We start from the raw sequence: 17,989 nt of genomic DNA, 5'->3' as shown, positions 1-17,989 counted from the left end.
CTTAAATCCACTTAAGCAATTGACAACCCAGCGTAAAAATTGTATACAGTATCCATTTCCCCCTTGGGGCAAGAGCGTATCAACATCCCGAAATAACGACCTATTCAAGAAGTAAAACCACAGGAGGAATGGACTATGATCGAAGCTTATCTCGCCCACGAAGCCGAACGCAAGGCCCAGGGAATCCCCCCCCTGCCGCTGAACCCCGAGCAGACCGCAGGTCTGTGCAACCTGCTGGAAAACCCGCCGGCAGGCAAAGAAGAATTCCTGCTCCACCTCCTGAAGGAGCGCGTTTCCCCGGGCGTCGACCCCGCTGCCAAAGTCAAGGCCGCCTTCCTGGCCGAGATCCTTGCCGGAACCAAGACATCCCCCCTCGTCTCCAAGGTTGACGCGGTCCGCATCCTGGGCACCATGATCGGCGGCTACAACGTTTCTCCCCTGGTAGAGGCCCTGAACAGCTCCGACCTGGCCGACGAGGCCGCCTGCGCCCTTTCCGGCATGACCCTTGTCTATGACGGTTTCGATCAGGTAGTTGAGCTCAGCAAGAGCAACGCAGCCGCCAAGAAGGTGCTGGAATCCTGGGCCAATGCCGAGTGGTTCACCAACCGTCCCGGCGTACCCGAAACCATCTCGGTCAAGGTCTTCAAGGTTGAAGGCGAAATCAATACCGACGACTTCTCTCCGGCGGGCGACGCATGGAGCCGCCCCGACATCCCGCTGCATGCCCTTGCCATGGGCAAGACCCGTTTCCCCGGTCGCCTGAAGGATATTGCCGACTGGCGTGCCGCCGGTCACCAGGTTGCCTTTGTCGGCGACGTGGTCGGTACCGGTTCCTCCCGCAAGTCGGCCTGCAACTCGGTCCTCTGGCACATGGGCCAGGATATCCCCTGCGTGCCCAACAAAAAAACCGCAGGCGTCATCATCGGCGGCGTCATCGCCCCGATCTTCTTCAATACCGCCCAGGACTCCGGCGCACTGCCCCTCAAGGCCGACGTCACCAAGATGAATGACGGCGACGTGATCACCATCAACACCAAGAAGGGTGAAATTGCCAACGCTGCCGGCGAGGTCATCTCCACCTTCAAACTGAACCCCAACACCCTGGCCGACGAGTTCCGCGCCGGCGGCCGCATCCCGCTCATCATCGGCCGCGCCATTACCGAGAAAGCCCGCAAGGCCCTCGGCCTTGGCGACACCGATGTCTTCACCAAGCCGGTGAACCCTGAGCCGAAGCCTGGTCAGGGCTACTCCCTCGCCCAGAAGATGGTCGGCAAGGCCTGCGGCGTGACCGGCGTGCTGCCGGGCACCGCCTGCGAGCCCAAGATGACCACGGTCGGATCCCAGGACACCACCGGCCCCATGACGGCCGACGAGCTCAAGGAACTGGCCTGCCTCAAGTTCCTCTCGCCCATGTTCATGCAGTCCTTCTGTCACACCGCCGCTTATCCGAAACCGGCGGACGTGAAGATGCACAAGACCCTGCCGGAGTTCATCATCGAGCGTGGCGGCGTACCCCTCAAGCCCGGGGACGGCGTCATCCACTCCTGGCTGAACCGCCTGCTGCTTCCGGACACCGTCGGTACCGGCGGTGACTCCCACACCCGCTTCCCCATCGGCATCAGCTTCCCGGCCGGTTCCGGCCTCGTGGCCTTTGCCGGCGCCATGGGCTTCATGCCGCTGGATATGCCCGAATCGGTCCTGGTCCGGTTCAAAGGCAAACTGAACCCGGGCATCACCCTGCGCGACGTGGTCAACGCCATTCCTTACTGGGCCATCAAGCAGGGCAAGCTGACCGTGCCCAAGAAGAACAAGATCAATATCTTCAACGGCCGCATCCTTGAGATGGAAGGTCTGCCCGATCTTTCCGTGGAGCAGGCATTCGAGCTGACCGATGCCGCTGCCGAGCGTTCAGCCGCTGCCGGTTGCATCCAACTCTCCAAGGAGTCGGTTGCCACCTATCTGCGCTCCAACGTTGCCCTCATGAAGAAGATGATTGCTGACGGCTACCAGGATGCCCAGACCCTCCAAAACCGTATCGATGCGGTCAACGAGTGGCTGAAGAACCCGCAGCTTCTCGAAGCCGACAAAAACGCCGCGGAGACCGGCGCCTATGCCGATGTGATCGAGATCGATCTGGCTGAAATCACCGAGCCGATTCTGGCCTGCCCTAACGACCCGGATGACGTTAAGCTCCTCTCCGACGTGGCCGGCACCCCGATCAACGACGTGTTCCTCGGCTCCTGCATGACCAATATCGGCCACTTCCGCGCCGCTGCCGAGATCTGGCGCGGCCAGAAGTTCAACCCGAGCGTCCGTACCTGGATCTGCCCGCCGACCCGCATGGATCAGCAGCAACTCAAGGACGAGGCACTTTTCTCCATCTACAGCGCCGTGGGCTGCCGGATCGAAATCGCAGGCTGCTCCCTTTGCATGGGGAACCAGGCCCGCGTGCCCGACAAGTCCAACGTCTTCTCCACCTCCACCCGTAACTTCGACGACCGGATGGGCGACGGGGCGCAGGTATTCCTCGGCTCCGCCGAACTCGGCGCCATTTGCACCAACCTCGGCCGCATTCCGACCAAGGAGGAGTATTTCGCCGCCATCAAGGAGAAGGTGGAGCCGAAGAAGGATGCGATTTACAAATACCTGCAGTTCGACGAAATGCCCGAGTACCGGTAGTTCATCAACTCAGAAGGACCCGCGGCTGAAAGGCTGAGGGGATAACATGAAAAGACCCCCGTTCAGACATGCCCGAACGGGGGTCTTTTCATGTACCGTGCCATGGGTCTTATTAGGTGAAATCAGGTGTCGGGGGAGGCAGTGCCTTCACTTCCCGGTACAGGTGGATGATCACTCCCGGTTGGAGAGGAGTGCCTTCGAACAGATCGGCCGGAGGCGTCGGCGTTGCTTCCGTGTCGCCGAAACTGTACTCGACAACGGTGTGCCTTCCATTGTCGTCGAGCCAGATGAGACGGTTGTGCTCGGTGCCGGTCACCTCGTCCACCAGATAGGACTTGGTGGCATGGGTGCGGCACTCCAGCGGGTCATTGACAGCCTTGATCGAATCAAGGCACCTGCCGAGACGTGCGGCCCGGCTGATAATGTCGCTGTTGGCCCTGGCAAGCGTCTTCTTGTCGGCCAGCTCGGCATAGCCGGCTGCTGATGACAAAGCGGTCTGCACCCATCCGCCGGCAGTGACCTCGACGGCCCAGGCAGTCACGAAGATTCCGTCCGTCCGCTTTTCAACGGCAACTGTGGCCGTGCACCCGGCAGGAGCCTTGCCGGACCACTTCCGGGTCAGGTTGATCTCGCTGAAGACCCTGGTGGTGCATGTGGCCAGGGCGCCCACGTCTGCGCCTGCGGCAGGCTGCGCAATGAGCAGGTACACCATCGCAATGGACAGGATACGGTAGCGCATGAAACCTCCATGATGTGATAGCAGAGCCTCACCAAAGGGGGTTCCCTTCGGAATATCCTTCGATATAACCTGATAATACCGTTGCATGGACAGTACGGTCTTTTGTCTTTCCTCTCGATTTTCCGCAAGCACACCCCGAAGCGGCAAGCCACACGCGCGGGCTGCGGGTCAGGCCTCGTGATAGATTTCCCGGCTGTCCCGGAATTCCATCGTGTCAATAACTGGTAACGTGTAACGTATCGCTGTTTAAGTACAAGTCAAGGAACCGGGGGTGGATTCGTCTCCCATGAACCGGAAATCTGCCGGCAGGGGGCTTGCCTTTGTGCAATTCGCCGATACAGTAACCTCAAGGTTCGCGAAGAAAGGGGTGGGCATGGGCAATCGGCTGAACCCGGATGACCTGCCGGTCGCCGACGGGAGAGTGTATCATCTCGATCTGGCGCCTGAAGAGTTGGCGCGGCACGTGATCGTGGTGGGGGATCCCGATCGGGTCCCCGTGCTGGCCGAGGCGTTCCTGGCAACACGGGAGGTGGATCGTTTCCACCGCGGCTTTCGCACCATTACCGGTGTGACCGCCGAAACCGGCCAACGGGTTTCTTTCGTCACGTCGGGGATCGGCGCTCCATCAACGGAAATCGTCCTCAACGAGCTGGCCGCCCTCAATGAGGTGGATTTTACCACCATGACCCGGCGTGAGCAGTGGCAACCATTGACCCTGGTGCGTCTCGGCACATCCGGCGGGCTCAATCCGGCCACACCCGTGGGGACACTGGTCCTGACCGACTATGTTGTGGGGCTGGACAACACCGCCCTGTACTACGACATCCCGTTGCCCGATGAAGCCTGTGCCCTGCTGGAAGAGAGGGTACGCTCCATCATGACCGGCGCTGAACTGCCGGGTGCGCGCTTTGCCGGCAGAATAGCCCCCTATGCCGCCAGGTCCGACCGGGGCCTGCTGGCTTCGCTCACTGCCGCTGCGGGCACCCTGGGGTTGCCCTGGATCCGGGGCCTCACCATCTCCAGTGCCGGTTTTTTTGCGGAACAGGGGCGAGGTGTGGCACGTGTCGGCACGACCCACGTGAATCTGCTCGACGCCCTTGAGCACCTTGCCAGTCCCTGGCCGGGGTTCGAACTCCAGAACATGGAGATGGAAGCAGGGTTTTTCCTCCATTTTCTCGGCGGGCTGGGGTACCGCGCCGCTGCGGTGTGTGTGGTGATCAATCAACGCACGAGCGGCGTTTTCATGGCTGATTACCGTCGTCAGGTGTTGGACGGCGCCCGGCTCATTCTCCGGGCATTCAAGGAATGCGAAACCGTGTGAGTCAGGTCGGGAGCGACGGCTTGACCTTTGGCCGAAGGCTGTTTCACTTGTCAGTGTGCAGTATACAACAGCGGACGAAAAGGAGGCGGGCATGAAAGGGAACGAACGGATTATCGAGCACCTGAACGCACGGTTGGCCGAAGAACTTACTGCTGTCAACCAATATTTCGTACATGCGGAGATGTGCGAGAACTGGGGCTATGAGCGGCTCCACGCCATGGCCCGCAAGCGCTCCATCGACGAAATGAAGCACGCGGAGAAACTGATTGCCCGGATTCTCTTTCTTGAGGGAAAGCCGATCGTAAGCAACCTGAACAAGATCCATATCGGTTCGGAAGTGCCCGGGATGCATGAAAACGACCGGTTTGCCGAGGAAACGGCCATCAGGGGATATAACGAGAGCATCCGGCTGGCGGTTGAGGTGGGTGACAACGGCACGCGCGAACTGCTTGAGTCGATTTTGAAGGAAGAGGAAGAGCACATCGACCTGCTGGAGTCACAACTCGACCAGATTTCCCAGATGGGAGCGCAGAACTATCTGGCAGAGCAGGTCGACTAGGCAGAGGCGATCATGGTACCCCATGGATCTGTGTGAGCACTCTATTTCAGGCAAGCTGCTCCAGGCGCTCGGTGAGTTCAACCGGGGCGATTGGTTCGAATGCCACGAAACCCTGGAAGATCTCTGGATCGGCAGCGAGGGAGAGATCCGGGATTTTTACCAGGGGGCGCTGCAACTGGCCGTTGCCCTCCACCACTGGCGCAACGGCAATTTTAGCGGGGCAGTGAGTCTCCTGAATGGAGGAGCAGGCTATCTGCGGCGGGTACGACCGGTCTGCCAACGGGTGGACGTGATCGGGCTGGTATCCGCCGCGGACCGCCTGCGTGACGAGTTGACCCGGTTGGGCCCGGAACGGATGGCCGAGGCGGATCGCGGTCTGTTTCCCCGGATGGTGCTCGTGGCTGTCACGGCCGGGGAAGAACATCGGGTTGAATGACTCACCCTCCTGCGGTGAATGCCATCCACCACGCAGATGCCACAACGAGAGCGCTGGCCAGTGCCAGCACCGCGTTGACCATCCGCCCCGGCCTGCCGCTTGTTGCCAGCCGGAACTCCGCTGCAATGCCGAATCCGATTCCCCAGAGAAATCCGAAGAGGTGCGCGCCCAGGTCGGTGTGCTCGCCTTCCGTGCCCAACGCCGCCAGCAGGGCCAGCCCTGCTGCGGCGGGAATCAAACCCCGCCGGTTCGGATGATGGATGTAGCGCATTGCGCTGAGAGCGGCGAAGATGCCGACTGCGCCGAAAACCGCGGTGGATGCCCCCACCGAGCGATGGGCAGGGAGTTGGAGATAGGCGTTGGTGAGGTTGCCGAGGATGCCGGAGCCGAGCAGGAGCGCCCATGACAAGCCGGCCCCGAGCTCGCGGCAAAGGAGGACGGCAATGAAACCGCCGATGGCGAGGTTGCCCGCCAGGTGCGAAACATCGGCATGAAGTGTCAGCGCAGTCACGGCCCGCCACCACTGCCCATCGAGAATGGACGCTGCATTGGCATTGCCGAGGTCGAACCAGTCGGTGGATGCGTGACCGGGCAGGGTGACGCCGAACCGGGTGAGATTGTGGAACATCGCCAGCAGGAGCAGCACTGACAGGGTGGAGAGGGTGTTCTCTTCCAATGGGCGTACGGGCGGCAGGGGAGGGGGCCAGTTGCTGTTCTCCTCTTCAAAGAGACGCACCTCCCTGAGAGCCCGGGCAAAAGCCGGTGCCGGAACGAGCACTCGCCAACCGGCGCCGTTCTGCTCTATCCGAACGGGCACATACCGCGCCTCCAGGACCAACGCCCAGAGCCGCGCATCCTGTGCGGTCAGAATGTCGGTGGAGGGGCCGGTTCCCGGGTCGGCGGGCAAGGGGAGCCACAGCTCGGGCAAGGGCAACAGGTGTTCAGGGGAGATATTCATGCTTCCATGGTAACCATTACCACCCGCTATTGCGACACCCGTTGCGAAAAAAACTTGAAGCAGTCATAAACACGTCGGAATAGCATGGGGTCGCACGAGAAAAACAAGAGGGCGCCGAGGAGATGGAAACACACCATGATCGGGATTGATGGGGGGCGGTGCAAAGGGTGCGGCAGGTGCGTGGCAGCCTGCCCGGACCGGCTGTTGAGCCTCGAAACGAAGGATGGGAGAAAAGCAGTGGTGCTCGGCCGCCCCGAACGATGCGATGCCTGTGGCCGATGCGTGACCGAGTGCCCCTTCGAGGCGATTCGCGGCGGCACTGCCTGCATGTCCGGCCTGGCGGAAGGAGGGTAGGCCATGTATCTCTTTCAGATACTGCTGCCGCTCTACGACAATGACGGCACTAACTTCCCCCAGGAGGAATTCGTCCGGGTCAGGGACGAGCTGACAGAGCGCTACGGTGGAATCACCACCTATGTGAGGTCGCCGGCAAAAGGGTTGTGGAAGGGGTCAGCCACCACCGTCCACGATGACATCGTAATCTACGAGGTGATGGCCGAACATTTGGATCGGCCGTGGTGGCGCCGGTTTCGCGAGGAGCTCGCCGGCCGGTTCCGGCAGGATGTGCTGATCGTGCGGGTGAGCGAGATTCAGCTTCTGTAGCGCATGCAAAACGCCCCGATCAGAGTAGGCAATCCCTCACAAATTCCGCCGTCGGGCCGCTTTCCCGCGCTGCCGCCTCCTGCCGTTCCGCAGTGGGCATCATTTCGTGCAGGAATCTCCTGGCTCGCTTGCGGCTGCCGGCAATGGTCTCCGTCATTCTGCACAGAATGAACGCAGGCAGTCCTGACCGGTACCCCTCGACAAGCTTGGCTATTTCCGCCCGGCGCTTGGTAGTGCTCCACGACTTGTAGACATCGTTACCCACATCCTCAAGCAACATGATATCCCGCTCCTTTCAGCCGCTGCCGGCCTTGGCGCTGCACTGTGTATCCGTCGTTACGGCATCCTCAGCATACTGCATGAAAGGTCATGCGTCCATTATTTTCACCGTTGCGGCTCATGATGAAAGGCGCAATCCATCCGGCGGTTTCATGCTATTATTTAACTAGACAACAATACGCATCCCACGGACAGACCGGCTCCAGCCGGCCGTCGGGCTCACGGGAAGGGAGGTCCTGATCATGGCACGGTTCTATGACCCCAAAGATGAAACGGATTGTTGCAGGGTGGAAGCAATCCTGAGGAAAGGCGGCATCGAGTACTTCCTCCGTCAAGAAAGACGTGGTACTGGCATGATGGAAATCCATGTGGCCGAAGAGGATGTACCCCGAGCGGAAGAGCTTCTTACTCAGGGAAGAGGGAGGTAGCGAATAGTGCGAGCAAGAAACGGTTTTCCACGAGGAATGAGGATTCGAGGAGCGTTTTCAGTGGTAGTGGTTGCTGCTGCGTTGCTGCTGGGGGGAGTGGCAGGTGCCGATGATGGAATTAAGGAAGGGGGCAAAAAGGTCGGAGAGGGCTTCAAGACCATTGGCAAGGAGACGGGCCAGGCGTTCAAGGAGGGGGGCAAGGAGATCGGTCAGGGCGTAAAACAGATGGGCAAGGAGGCCGGCCAGGAGGCTAAGAAGACCGGCAAGGGTGTGGGAGAGTGGTTCCGGGAGACGGGCAGGAAAACCGGAGAGGCCTTCAGGGAAATGGGCAGGAGCATCAAGCGGTTCTTCACGGGCGAGTAGATGGTTGTGCCTCTCAATGGAGTTGGGCGCCCTTGAGCATGTCGCCCCCTTCTTTCCGGGTTTCCTGGCGGTCAATGTGGCAATGTTTCTGGCGGGAGAGCACCGGAACGTGGTGGACAGCCGGTCCCTGAAATGGAAAAAGCCGTCACCCAAAAGGATGACGGCCTGGCTCCGCACAAAGCGTCGTGAATCAACCCTTGGAATTTTCGTAGAACAGAAAGACCAGCAGGACCACGAGCGCTGAAGCAACGATCATGAGGAAAAAGGCGATTATGGTGTTGACCGTGTCCTGGATCTTCTCCTTGGCCGTACGTTCTTCCCGTATGTATCTGCCCATGAAACCTCCCGACGCCACCGCTGGCGGCCGTTCGCCCTAGTGGTAAACTGTATCCAAAATCTCGCAGAATATCAAGCTGATCGCTGTTCACGGAGCTATGCATGATCATAAAGAAACTGATCCTGAAAAAACACCTCAGCTCCGGCGGTCTCGCCGAATTTCTGCTGGTAAGGAAGGAGGGGGCCTACGAGGCTGCTCTCTTCATCAACGGGAAACTGATTCCGGGGCCATCGAAACCGCACCCCCTCAACCCTCCGACGGACGACCTGACTCACTGGATGGGCAACAGGCCAAGCGTCGGGCTTACCCGGGGAGAGGCCGAGCGCATTCTGGAGGAGATCGATTTCGAAAACGCCGTTCTCGCTCACCGTACCCGCAGTGACTGGAAACGATGACGTAAATTGTGATTGCGTGTTTGGAAGAGGCTGAGATACACTATTAACATCTGCTTATCAGCGACTTGTGGTGCAACGACACCTGTGTTACCCGGACGGCTTATGGTCTGTGCCTCGCTCAAAGCATTCATTGCGGCCGATGAACAGTTGACCGGCATTCACTTCCTCGTGCAAACCAAGGCCAGGAGGGGGGATCGACCTGCCGTCCACTACAATGCCGCCCGCTTCTTCGACCATCACGAGGCACGCCTCGTTTCCCACCTCATTGAAATAAGGGGCGATATCTTCGAAAGTGCCCTGTCCCGTAGTCTCATGCGGCTCGGTTGCCTGATCATCGTGGGCGGAACAGCCATGCTGGTCAGGAATAGCACCGCCTTCATAGCCGTGCCCGTTTTCGCTCTCCTGCTCTACAGTGAGATCAGGCTCGTCCGTCGCGCTTACCTGCTGGATTCCTCCCTCAAGGGGTATATCTCGTATCTGGGGAGAACACGCCGCCAGCGCCGTGACGACTTCGTGCGCGACGTGGTGGAACATTCCGCCCGCATTGCCGAGTGTATCTCCCGCTGACCAGCGGACTGCTGCCGGCCAGCCCCGGTCTCTTCCCCCAGGCATTGATCGCCTTGTCCGCCCATTATCCCGCCGGATGCACCTGTATCACGTATATAGTTGCATGACAGGGTTTCGTCCCTATACTAGTATTCGTTTGTTAGCGTCCTTAATAGGATCGGGCACGGCATGGAAACCCTGGCAGATCTTTTCACTTCATTCAGCGGCAGAAGCCTTGATACGGCGTTCGTGTTTCGGACCGGCGTCCGGCGGTACCGCTATACCTATGCATTCCTCCATGACCACGCGCTCAGGATGAACGCGTGGCTGGCCGACCGGGGGGTCGGTCCCGGGGATCGTGTCGTGCTCTGGGGGCCTAATTCGCCCTGGTGGGGCATCGCCTTCTGGGGTATCATTGCCCGCGGCGCAATCGTGGTGCCAGTCGATTTCATGTCCGGGGCCGAGCGGGCGGATGTCATTGCGGGCCTCACCGAGGCCCGGCTTGTGATCCAGAGCCGGGATAAGCTTGAGCGGCTCACCGGCCGGCCGACGGTACTTTTTGAGGAACTGCCCTTCCTTCTTGAGTTGTGCCCACCGCTCACTGCCCGCCACGTGCCCGATCCGGACGACATCGCCGAGTTGATCTACACCTCCGGCACCACCGGAGCCCCGAAAGGGGTCATGCTCACCCATCGTAACCTGATTGCCAACCTGCTCCAGGTGAACCGCCACATCCCCATCGTCACCAGCGACTACGTGTTTCTTTCACTCTTGCCCCTGTCGCACATGTTCGAGCAGATGGGCGGATTTCTGACCCCCCTGTACCGGGGCGCATCAGTGGCCTATATCCGTACCCTCAAGCCGTCGGCCATCATGGAAGCCCTGGGGGAGGAGAATGTGCACGCGCTGATCGCCGTGCCGCGCCTGCTTCAACTGCTCAAGGACTCCATCGAGCGGGAGCTTGATGCCCGGGGGCTGGGATCTGTGCTGGCCCGACTGCTGGCTGTTGCCGGGCACTTGCCGGTTGAGCGGCGCAAGCTGCTGTTTGCTCCGGTCCACCGGAAATTCGGGCGCAACTTTTCCCTGTTCGTGTCAGGGGGAGCGCCCCTGGACCCGGAGGTGTTCCGCTTCTGGGCCGGCCTCGGGTTTACCATATTAGAGGGATATGGCCTCACCGAGTGTGCTCCGGTCCTTGCGGCCAACACGCTTGAGCGCCAGGTGGCCGGTTCCGTGGGGCCGGCACTGCCGGGGGTCGAGTTGAAACTCGTTAACGGCGAAGTGCTGGCCCGGGGAGACAACGTCTTTCCCGGCTACTACCGCAATGAATCGGCCAGCCGTGATGCCTTTGCCGATGGCTGGTTCCGCACGGGCGATCTGGGAGAATTCGACGGCTCGGGCTGGCTCCGGATCCTGGGCAGAGGAAAAGAGCTGATCGTCACGGGGGCGGGTGTCAATGTGTTCCCCGACGAGATCGAGTCCATGCTCGACCGGGCCGCCGGGGTGCGCGAATCCTGTGTCATCGGTCTGGACCGCGGGAAGGGGGAAGAGGTCCACGCCGTGCTGATCCCCGATGGGAGCGGCCGTCCGGCAGAGGAGATCATCAACGAGGTGAATGGGCGGCTTGACGATCTCCACCGGATTACCGGCTGGTCCATCTGGTCTGACGCGGAGTTCCCCAAGACCACCACCCTCAAGATCCGGAAATTTCTCGTCAAGGAGCGGGTTGCCCAGGGAGGTGGCACTGGCGTGACAGGGGGGTCCAGTGACAGGCTGGCATTGATGATCGCCCGGATCACCGGGAACCCGGTCGCAACGGTGACGGACGACGCGGTGCTGACGACCGATCTGGGGCTCACCTCCATCGGCAGGCTGGAGCTGGTCAACGCCATCGAGATGGAGTTCCGTCTCGATCTGGAGGACACGGTCATCGGCCCCCGCACCCGGGTGGCCGAACTTCGGGAGGTCATCCGCCTCCGGGCCAAGGTCCACAGCCGCGAGCGGTTCCGGCCATGGACCGCCCGACCCGCGGCACTGGCGGTGCGGCGAGTGCTGGATATGATTCTCCATGGCCCCTTGATCCGGCACTACGTCCGCCTGAAGGTGGAGGGCGGGGAACATCTGGACGGCCTGGACGGCCCGATCCTGTTCGTTTCCAATCATCTCAGCTATTTCGATCATCCCGTCATCATGTCCGCTCTCCCCGGTGAATGGCGCTACAAAACCGCCACTGCTGCCTGGGAGGAGTTTTTCTTCCGCAACTACAAGAGCCTCCCGCAGAAGATCTGGAAGCGCCTTGCCTACGAGTACGCATCGGTAGCCTTCACGGTGTTTCCGCTTCCCCAGAGCCGCGGTTTCCGGGGCGCGCTTCGTTTCATGGGGGCATTGGCGGACAGGGACATGAGCATACTTGTGTTCCCCGAGGGTGAACGTTCGCGGGACGGGAGCTTGCTGCCGTTTCAACCGGGGCTCGGAGTGATGGTGCGGGAACTGGCCATTCCGGTGGTTCCGGTGCGGATACGCGGGCTCGAACAGGTATTCCCCCGCGGTGCCTCCTGGCCCGTCAGGGGCGAAGTGCGGGTGACCTTCGGCACGGCCATCCGCTTTACCCTGGAGTCACCTGCTGAAATAGTCGCTGCGGCGCGTGCGGCCGTGGAGGAACTTTAAGTGGCGGAATGGCACCGTATACCCATCGATGAGGCCCTGACCAGGCTCGCAACGTCCCTTGCCGGGCTTGGCCGCGATGAGGCCCGCCGGCGCCTGGCTGAATGCGGCCCCAATGAACTGGAAGAACAGGTCCGGCGGACGCCCCTTGCCATGCTCCTCGGCCAGTTCACGGACTTCATGATCCTGGTGCTGATCGGCGCGGCAGTGGTGGCCGGCGCCATCGGCGAGCCGGGGGATGCGGCGCCAATCATTATCATTGTCGTGCTTAACGCCGTTATCGGCTTTGCCCAGGAATACCGCGCCGAGCGCGCCATGGCCGCCCTTCGGGAGATGTCAGGCAACTATGCCGCAGTGCTGCGCAGCGGCGAGCATCTGAGCGTGCCCGCCCGAGAGATCGTCCCCGGCGACCTTGTCCTGCTGGAAGCGGGAAACGTGGTGCCGGCCGACGTGCGCCTTGTGGAAGCGGTGCACCTGAAAACCGTGGAAGCGGCCCTTACCGGGGAGTCGCTTCCCGTGGAGAAGCTCTCGGAACCACTTCCCGACCCGAATGTGCCGTTGGGCGACCGGCGCAACATGGCATACAAGGGGACGGTGGTCGCCTACGGTCGCGGCATCGGCGTCGCAGTCGCCACGGGGATGGGAACCGAGCTTGGCCGGATTGCCGCGATGCTGCAACAGGAGGCCGAAAATAAAACCCCGCTCCAGCGGCGTCTCGCCGCCTTTGGCAAGCGCCTCGCGCTGGCGGTGCTCGCCATCTGCGCAGTGGTGTTCACCCTTGGACTGCTGCGGGGAGAGCCCCTCCTCCTCATGCTCCTCACCTCCATATCCCTTGCAGTAGCCGCCATTCCGGAGGCGCTGCCGGCAGTGGTGACCATCACGCTTGCCCTGGGCGCGCGCAGGATGGTCCGCCAGAATGCCCTTATCCGCCGGCTTCCCGCCGTGGAAACCCTCGGCTCGGTCAGCTATGTCTGTTCCGACAAGACCGGCACCCTGACCCTCAACAGAATGACCGTGGAGGACGTCTGGCCGAACGGCCTGGACCCGGGCGATGGGGCTGCCTGCACCAGTTCCCCTCGCTCGCCCGTCGACCTCTTCACAACGGCCCTGGTCCTGTGCAACGATGCGCATGAGGACTCGGAAGGAGGGCTGGTCGGCGACCCCACCGAAACGGCCCTTCTGGCCTACGGGCGGACTTGTGGCGTGACCCGCGTCGAAATCGAGGCCCGTCATCCGCGGATGGCCGAACTTCCCTTTGATTCGGAACGCAAATGCATGACCACCTTTCACCGGGATGGCGATACCATCCTGGCCTTTACCAAGGGTGCGGTCGAAGTGCTCGCGGCCCGGTCGGTGGCGATGCGTGTCTCCGGCAGGGAGATCCCCCTGGACCGGCGAGAGATCGAGCGCGTAACGGATGAAATGGCAGCCCGCGGCCTCCGGGTGCTTGCCCTGGCCATGCGCCGCTGGCCGCGGGTACCCGACCGGCTGGAAAGTGACGGGATTGAGAGCGACCTGATTTTCCTCGGCCTTGCCGGCATGATGGATCCCCCGCGCGAGGAGGCTGCCGAGGCGGTTGCCCAGTGCCGGAACGCGGGCATCACCCCCGTGATGATAACCGGCGACCACCCGCTCACGGCCCGGATCATTGCCCGGCGGCTGGCAATCCTCGAAGATGACGGCGACGCGGTGCTGACCGGACAGGAACTGGCTGAACTGAGTCAGGAAGAGTTTGAGGCACAGGTGGAGCAGATTCGGGTCTACGCCCGGGTGGCGCCCGAGCAGAAGCTCACGATCGTCAAGGCGCTTCAGGACCGCGGCCATTTCGTGGCCATGACCGGCGACGGGATCAACGATGCGCCGGCGCTCAAGCGTGCGGACATCGGCATTGCCATGGGAATCACCGGCACGGATGTCTCCAAGGAAGCAGCGGCCATGGTGCTGCTGGACGATAATTTCGCCACCATTGTCAGGGCCGTGCGGGAGGGGCGCCGGATCTACGCCAATATCCTCAAGTTCATTACCTACTCGATCACGTCGAATATCGGGACCCTCGTGGCCATAACCCTTGCGCCTTTTTGGGGGTTGCCCCTGCCGTTGCTCCCCATTCAGATACTCTGGCTGAACCTGCTGTGCGACAGCCTGCCGGGACTTGCCCTGGCAGGAGAACCCGCTGAGCGGGATGTGATGAGTCGACCGCCCGTCGACCCGAAGGAAGGTATTTTTGCTGGAGGGAGAGGGTACTACGCGGCCGGCTACGGCCTGGTGATCGGTGCCGCGGCATTGGCGTTCCAGGCCGCTGCCCTGCGGATGGGGCTGCCGTGGCAGACCATGGTCTTCACGTTTCTGGTTCTGAACCGCATGGCAGTCGTGCTTGCGGTCCGCTCAGACCGGACCTCGCTGCTGCGTATCGGCATCATGTCCAACCGGCCCCTTGTCGGTGCCATCGCGATTACGTTCTGTCTTCAACTCGCCGTCGTCTTTGTGCCGACGCTCAATCCCCTGTTCCATACGGAGCCGCTATCGGCCCCAGCCCTTGCCGCTACGGTTGTGCTGGCGATGGGGATGGTTCTTTTGTCCGAGATCCAGAAGGGGGTGTTGAGGTGGCGGCAAGGTAGTTCGCGGTAAAGATGTAGTCGTCCAGATAATCGCGCCTGCCGTCACCGTTCAGATCGCCTGCCTGCCCCTGCTCTCCGTCCCGTTGAGCGAGAAATGCCGTAAAGTCGGCCTCCGATGCCGGACCTGTTCCTGCCGGTCTGATGATGATACGGGGAACCACCGTCAAGGGGTAGACCACACTGTCCTCACCTGACACCACGGTCAGGATTGCCTCGCTGACGCCCCTGTCGGGCAGGGCCTTCACGGCCCAGAGTCCGTCCGGTTCCCGTGTCAGGGTCAGCAGGCGCGCTCCCTTAAGAATGAAGAGGGGGGTTGCCGTGTCGTCTCCGGCACCCTTCAGGGTGAGGGTCACAACGGATTCACCGTCACTGAATCCGATCGGCGGTGCCTGGGTAATACCCTGCGCAACGGGTTCGCTGAACAGCGCCGTGAGCGTGGCAGGAGTCCTTTCCCCGGTCAGTTCCTGAAAACGACTCCGGATGCTCCGGTAAACGATGTGCTCGGGCTGCTTGTCGGGTGAGCGTTGGGGCGTGGCTTCAGGTTCGGGTGGCGCAGGCGGTTCCTCGTGCTCCAACGGTCCGGCTTCCTCTTCTCGTGTTTCCGAAGGGGGTTGTTCCTCGGCTGGTACGTCACTGGTTTCCCTGTCTTCTGTTGCGTTTCTATGAACCGACATCGTTGCGGGTCCCGATGGGGGGGCGGCTTCGCCCTTTTCCGGCGACCCGTCCTTTTCCGGCAACCTGTCCTTTTCCGGCAACCTGTCCTTCTCGTACTGCTTGTCCTGATCCGACGGGGCGCCCGGTGGGGGAGAGTTGTTTTCGTTCTTAACATAGTCCGCGGTAATGGTACATGCAAGGGTAGGGGGCGTCGTTATGCGGGCAAAGCGGATGCGCGCCACTGCACCGGAAAGAAGGAAGGGCTGTTGTGCCGAAGCGTAAATCAGAAGCCCGTCCGTGCGGGATGTGGCATTGAAAAAAGTCCACTGGGCGGTTCCCTCTTGCACAACCGGTTGCTTGCTTGCAAGCTTATTTTCGTCGCCGTAACCGACCTTCAGGATAATCGACTGGACATTGGAGATTGAACCGTTGGTCCTGATGACATAGTCGTTTCCGCCGGCGTAGGTCAGGCTCATGAGGTTACATGTGCCGCCAAAGGCCGCTGAAATGGTCAGACAACAGAGAAGAAGGCATACCGAAACTGCCGTGATCGCGCTAATCTTCATTAAAAACATCCTCCGCGGATGGCTTGGGTTTGTTCTCCCTTATATATCAAGCACCACCCGGGCCCACCAACCATTTTCTTGCCGCCGGACCGAAAAAAGATGCAGCGTTACCGCCTTTACATCGACCATCATGGGATGACGCTCATTATCGATCCGCTCGCCGCGGGCAACGGCATCGAGGTGCAGGCCTCCCTCAGCCTCGGTGATCATAACCCGGGGAACCCTGAGCAGGAGACACCGGGCGTCTTTCAGAAAGATCAGTTCCTGGAGAAACGAGAACAGAAGAAGGTCCAATTCTTCGCTTGCAAGGGAAATGACGATTTCATCAGCCGGGGCGACCGATGCGAGGTCGTCGACCATGACATTGGTGAGGGCATCGGCAGCGGCGCAGAACATCTCCTCGCGCGTCTCCCCCCACGCTTCAAAGGCAACGTCGGCCGTGGCAATATCGGGCAGATAGCGATAGGGCATGGGGCGGACACTCAGAGCAGGGCGTCTATTGCCTCGAAATCGATCTCGTTCTCGGCATTTGCCCTGATCCAGTTGAGCTTTTCCCGGTCCTCGGCAGTGATCTTGGAGACATCCTCCATAAGCGTCGTGAACACTCGTGCCGTGGAGTCATGAACCCGGATGTAGGGAATCATGCTGTCGTCCAGAATCTGCTGGGTTATTTCCGAAACCGGCATGTGGCCCGCGATGACGAGACCGGCGATCTTGTCCCGGTAGGATGGGATATGATACAGGGAGGACAGGGTGACGATCAACTCGTCCCGTGAGCTGGTGAGAACCAGCAGAGTGGCATCCTCCAGGGCGTCAACCACCCGTTGGGACGATGCTGCTCCCAGGTGGATGTGGTGAATGATCCGGCTGTGCCTGTCAGCGTCGCCGTGCACGGGAAGATTGAGCAGTTTTCCGATATGGGACAGGGTCGGGTTTGCCAGGACGGGGGAATAGTTGAAGCCGCCGGAAACCTGGAGCGAGCGCCCCGGGAACCCCCGCCGGAGGAAGCCGAGGATCGAGTCACGCTTGTCTGACCGGAGTTTGTTGACGATGACCATCCGGACGTCGGCCCCTTCCTTTTCGTAGAGGGCCAGGTTAAGGTGCACGGCATCGATGGTGCTGCCGATGCCACTGTCGGTCACCACGATGACCGGTGCCCCGAGCGTATGGGCTACACAGGCATTGCTGAGGCCGATGACCGAACCGACACCGCAGTGGCCCGCGCCTTCGATGATCAGGAAGTCATAGCTCTGGTCGAGGATTTCGAATGCTTCGACGATCTTTTTTTTAAGGGCGAGGCAGTCGAACCTGCCGCTTAGGTAGTCGCGGGTGAAGTTCTTGGGGAGAGGCACGGGGTTCATGAGGGCCAGGTCTTCTTCCAGGCCGAAGGTCCGTGCCATGAGGATGGCGTCCATGTCGACGGTGAGGCCGTTGTACATCTCGATTTTGGGACCAATGGGCTTGATGAAGCCGACCCGCCGGTATTTCTGTTGTGCCAGGTGCATGAGCGAGACGCTCATGGTTGTCTTTCCGCAGTTTTGTCCCGTTGCGCCGATAAAGACTTTTTTGGCCATGGTCCCCCCGGTTGCGTATGAAATTCATTCAGAAACATGAAGGCTGACTGCTGCGCGGAAAAACGGTGCGCCAGCTCTCGTTGGTGTTTTTCCGCATACAGTATACACAATTGCACGTCCAACGGGGCGAAAAAAGAGCCTTATCCTCCCATGTCCGACGCGATTATCCCGCTGTCATGACCGTGTTGTCAGCTAAGGCACTGTTCCTGCATC

19 protein-coding genes are annotated in these 17,989 nt (G+C 60.9%); 12 read left to right on the top strand and 7 right to left on the bottom strand.

The features are described from left to right. The first annotated feature begins 135 nt into the window (after window positions 1–135). Complete coding sequence (gene acnB / locus AC6CDK_RS00745; RefSeq protein ID WP_039644875.1) at window positions 136–2,679, top strand: bifunctional aconitate hydratase 2/2-methylisocitrate dehydratase; 2,544 nt, start codon at window positions 136–138, stop codon at window positions 2,677–2,679. Between the two features lie 112 nt (window positions 2,680–2,791). Here the strand turns inward: acnB and AC6CDK_RS00740 are convergent, their stop codons facing one another. Beyond that, a complete protein-coding gene (locus AC6CDK_RS00740) occupies window positions 2,792–3,418 on the bottom strand; it encodes a hypothetical protein (protein WP_192905115.1) in 627 nt (208 codons plus the stop codon). A gap of 373 nt (window positions 3,419–3,791) precedes the next feature. On the opposite strand from AC6CDK_RS00740, the gene AC6CDK_RS00735 reads away from it, so the two are divergent. From AC6CDK_RS00735 to AC6CDK_RS00725, 3 genes are all read left to right on the top strand, one after another. Continuing rightward, complete coding sequence (locus AC6CDK_RS00735) at window positions 3,792–4,739, top strand: phosphorylase family protein (RefSeq protein ID WP_039648245.1); 948 nt, start codon at window positions 3,792–3,794, stop codon at window positions 4,737–4,739. 91 nt (window positions 4,740–4,830) lie between these two features. Next, window positions 4,831–5,298, top strand: coding sequence for a bacterioferritin (gene bfr, locus AC6CDK_RS00730; RefSeq protein WP_039644873.1), 468 nt, complete (start codon window positions 4,831–4,833; stop codon window positions 5,296–5,298). Between the two features lie 22 nt (window positions 5,299–5,320). After that, window positions 5,321–5,734 (top strand): DUF309 domain-containing protein, encoded by a 414-nt coding sequence (locus AC6CDK_RS00725; RefSeq protein WP_066357451.1) that lies wholly within the window; start codon window positions 5,321–5,323, stop codon window positions 5,732–5,734. A gap of 1 nt (window position 5,735) precedes the next feature. Here AC6CDK_RS00725 and AC6CDK_RS00720 read toward each other — a convergent pair whose 3' ends face one another. Then, entirely contained in the window at window positions 5,736–6,692 is a 957-nt protein-coding gene (locus AC6CDK_RS00720) for a rhomboid family intramembrane serine protease (RefSeq protein WP_039644871.1), read from the bottom strand. A gap of 135 nt (window positions 6,693–6,827) precedes the next feature. Between AC6CDK_RS00720 and AC6CDK_RS00715 the strand changes: the two genes are divergently transcribed. Then, window positions 6,828–7,046: a 4Fe-4S dicluster domain-containing protein gene (locus tag AC6CDK_RS00715; protein WP_052269416.1), complete on the top strand. Its 219-nt coding sequence runs from the start codon at window positions 6,828–6,830 to the stop codon at window positions 7,044–7,046. Between the two features lie 3 nt (window positions 7,047–7,049). Beyond that, complete coding sequence (locus AC6CDK_RS00710) at window positions 7,050–7,355, top strand: hypothetical protein (RefSeq protein WP_039644869.1); 306 nt, start codon at window positions 7,050–7,052, stop codon at window positions 7,353–7,355. 19 nt (window positions 7,356–7,374) lie between these two features. Here AC6CDK_RS00710 and AC6CDK_RS00705 read toward each other — a convergent pair whose 3' ends face one another. Then, window positions 7,375–7,635, bottom strand: coding sequence for a hypothetical protein (locus AC6CDK_RS00705; protein ID WP_039644867.1), 261 nt, complete (start codon window positions 7,633–7,635; stop codon window positions 7,375–7,377). A gap of 241 nt (window positions 7,636–7,876) precedes the next feature. On the opposite strand from AC6CDK_RS00705, the gene AC6CDK_RS00700 reads away from it, so the two are divergent. Beyond that, a complete protein-coding gene (locus tag AC6CDK_RS00700; protein WP_039644865.1) occupies window positions 7,877–8,062 on the top strand; it encodes a putative signal transducing protein in 186 nt (61 codons plus the stop codon). A 60-nt stretch (window positions 8,063–8,122) separates the two neighbouring features. After that, a complete protein-coding gene (locus AC6CDK_RS00695) occupies window positions 8,123–8,425 on the top strand; it encodes a hypothetical protein (RefSeq protein ID WP_237560717.1) in 303 nt (100 codons plus the stop codon). A 190-nt stretch (window positions 8,426–8,615) separates the two neighbouring features. Here the strand turns inward: AC6CDK_RS00695 and AC6CDK_RS00690 are convergent, their stop codons facing one another. Further along, a complete protein-coding gene (locus AC6CDK_RS00690) occupies window positions 8,616–8,762 on the bottom strand; it encodes a hypothetical protein (RefSeq protein ID WP_010942317.1) in 147 nt (48 codons plus the stop codon). 101 nt (window positions 8,763–8,863) lie between these two features. Between AC6CDK_RS00690 and AC6CDK_RS00685 the strand changes: the two genes are divergently transcribed. From AC6CDK_RS00685 to AC6CDK_RS00670, 4 genes are all read left to right on the top strand, one after another. Beyond that, window positions 8,864–9,157: a hypothetical protein gene (locus AC6CDK_RS00685; protein ID WP_039644863.1), complete on the top strand. Its 294-nt coding sequence runs from the start codon at window positions 8,864–8,866 to the stop codon at window positions 9,155–9,157. A 102-nt stretch (window positions 9,158–9,259) separates the two neighbouring features. Beyond that, on the top strand, window positions 9,260–9,724 hold the full coding sequence (locus AC6CDK_RS00680; RefSeq protein WP_192905114.1) for a hypothetical protein: 465 nt from the start codon (window positions 9,260–9,262) through the stop codon (window positions 9,722–9,724). 168 nt (window positions 9,725–9,892) lie between these two features. Then, the gene (locus tag AC6CDK_RS00675) at window positions 9,893–12,367 is read left to right on the top strand and encodes an AMP-binding protein (RefSeq protein WP_066357447.1); all 2,475 of its coding nucleotides are present in this window, start codon (window positions 9,893–9,895) and stop codon (window positions 12,365–12,367) included. Continuing rightward, window positions 12,368–14,992: a cation-translocating P-type ATPase gene (locus AC6CDK_RS00670; protein ID WP_318556484.1), complete on the top strand. Its 2,625-nt coding sequence runs from the start codon at window positions 12,368–12,370 to the stop codon at window positions 14,990–14,992. It begins immediately after the preceding gene. Here the strand turns inward: AC6CDK_RS00670 and AC6CDK_RS00665 are convergent. The 3 genes from AC6CDK_RS00665 to AC6CDK_RS00655 are packed head-to-tail and all read right to left on the bottom strand — an operon-like array spanning window position 14,907 to window position 17,776. Continuing rightward, window positions 14,907–16,202: a hypothetical protein gene (locus AC6CDK_RS00665; protein ID WP_039644855.1), complete on the bottom strand. Its 1,296-nt coding sequence runs from the start codon at window positions 16,200–16,202 to the stop codon at window positions 14,907–14,909. The genes AC6CDK_RS00670 and AC6CDK_RS00665 overlap by 86 nt on opposite strands. A gap of 39 nt (window positions 16,203–16,241) precedes the next feature. Further along, window positions 16,242–16,673, bottom strand: coding sequence for an archease (locus AC6CDK_RS00660; protein ID WP_039644851.1), 432 nt, complete (start codon window positions 16,671–16,673; stop codon window positions 16,242–16,244). A gap of 11 nt (window positions 16,674–16,684) precedes the next feature. After that, window positions 16,685–17,776 (bottom strand): phosphotransacetylase family protein, encoded by a 1,092-nt coding sequence (locus tag AC6CDK_RS00655; RefSeq protein WP_039644848.1) that lies wholly within the window; start codon window positions 17,774–17,776, stop codon window positions 16,685–16,687. Window positions 17,777–17,989: the final 213 nt, after the last annotated feature.

The sequence above is a fragment of the Geobacter sp. PheSNFMC genome (assembly GCF_059620965.1).
Note: the sequence above shows the minus strand (reverse complement) of the source record. Positions and strands in the feature narration are given on the sequence as shown.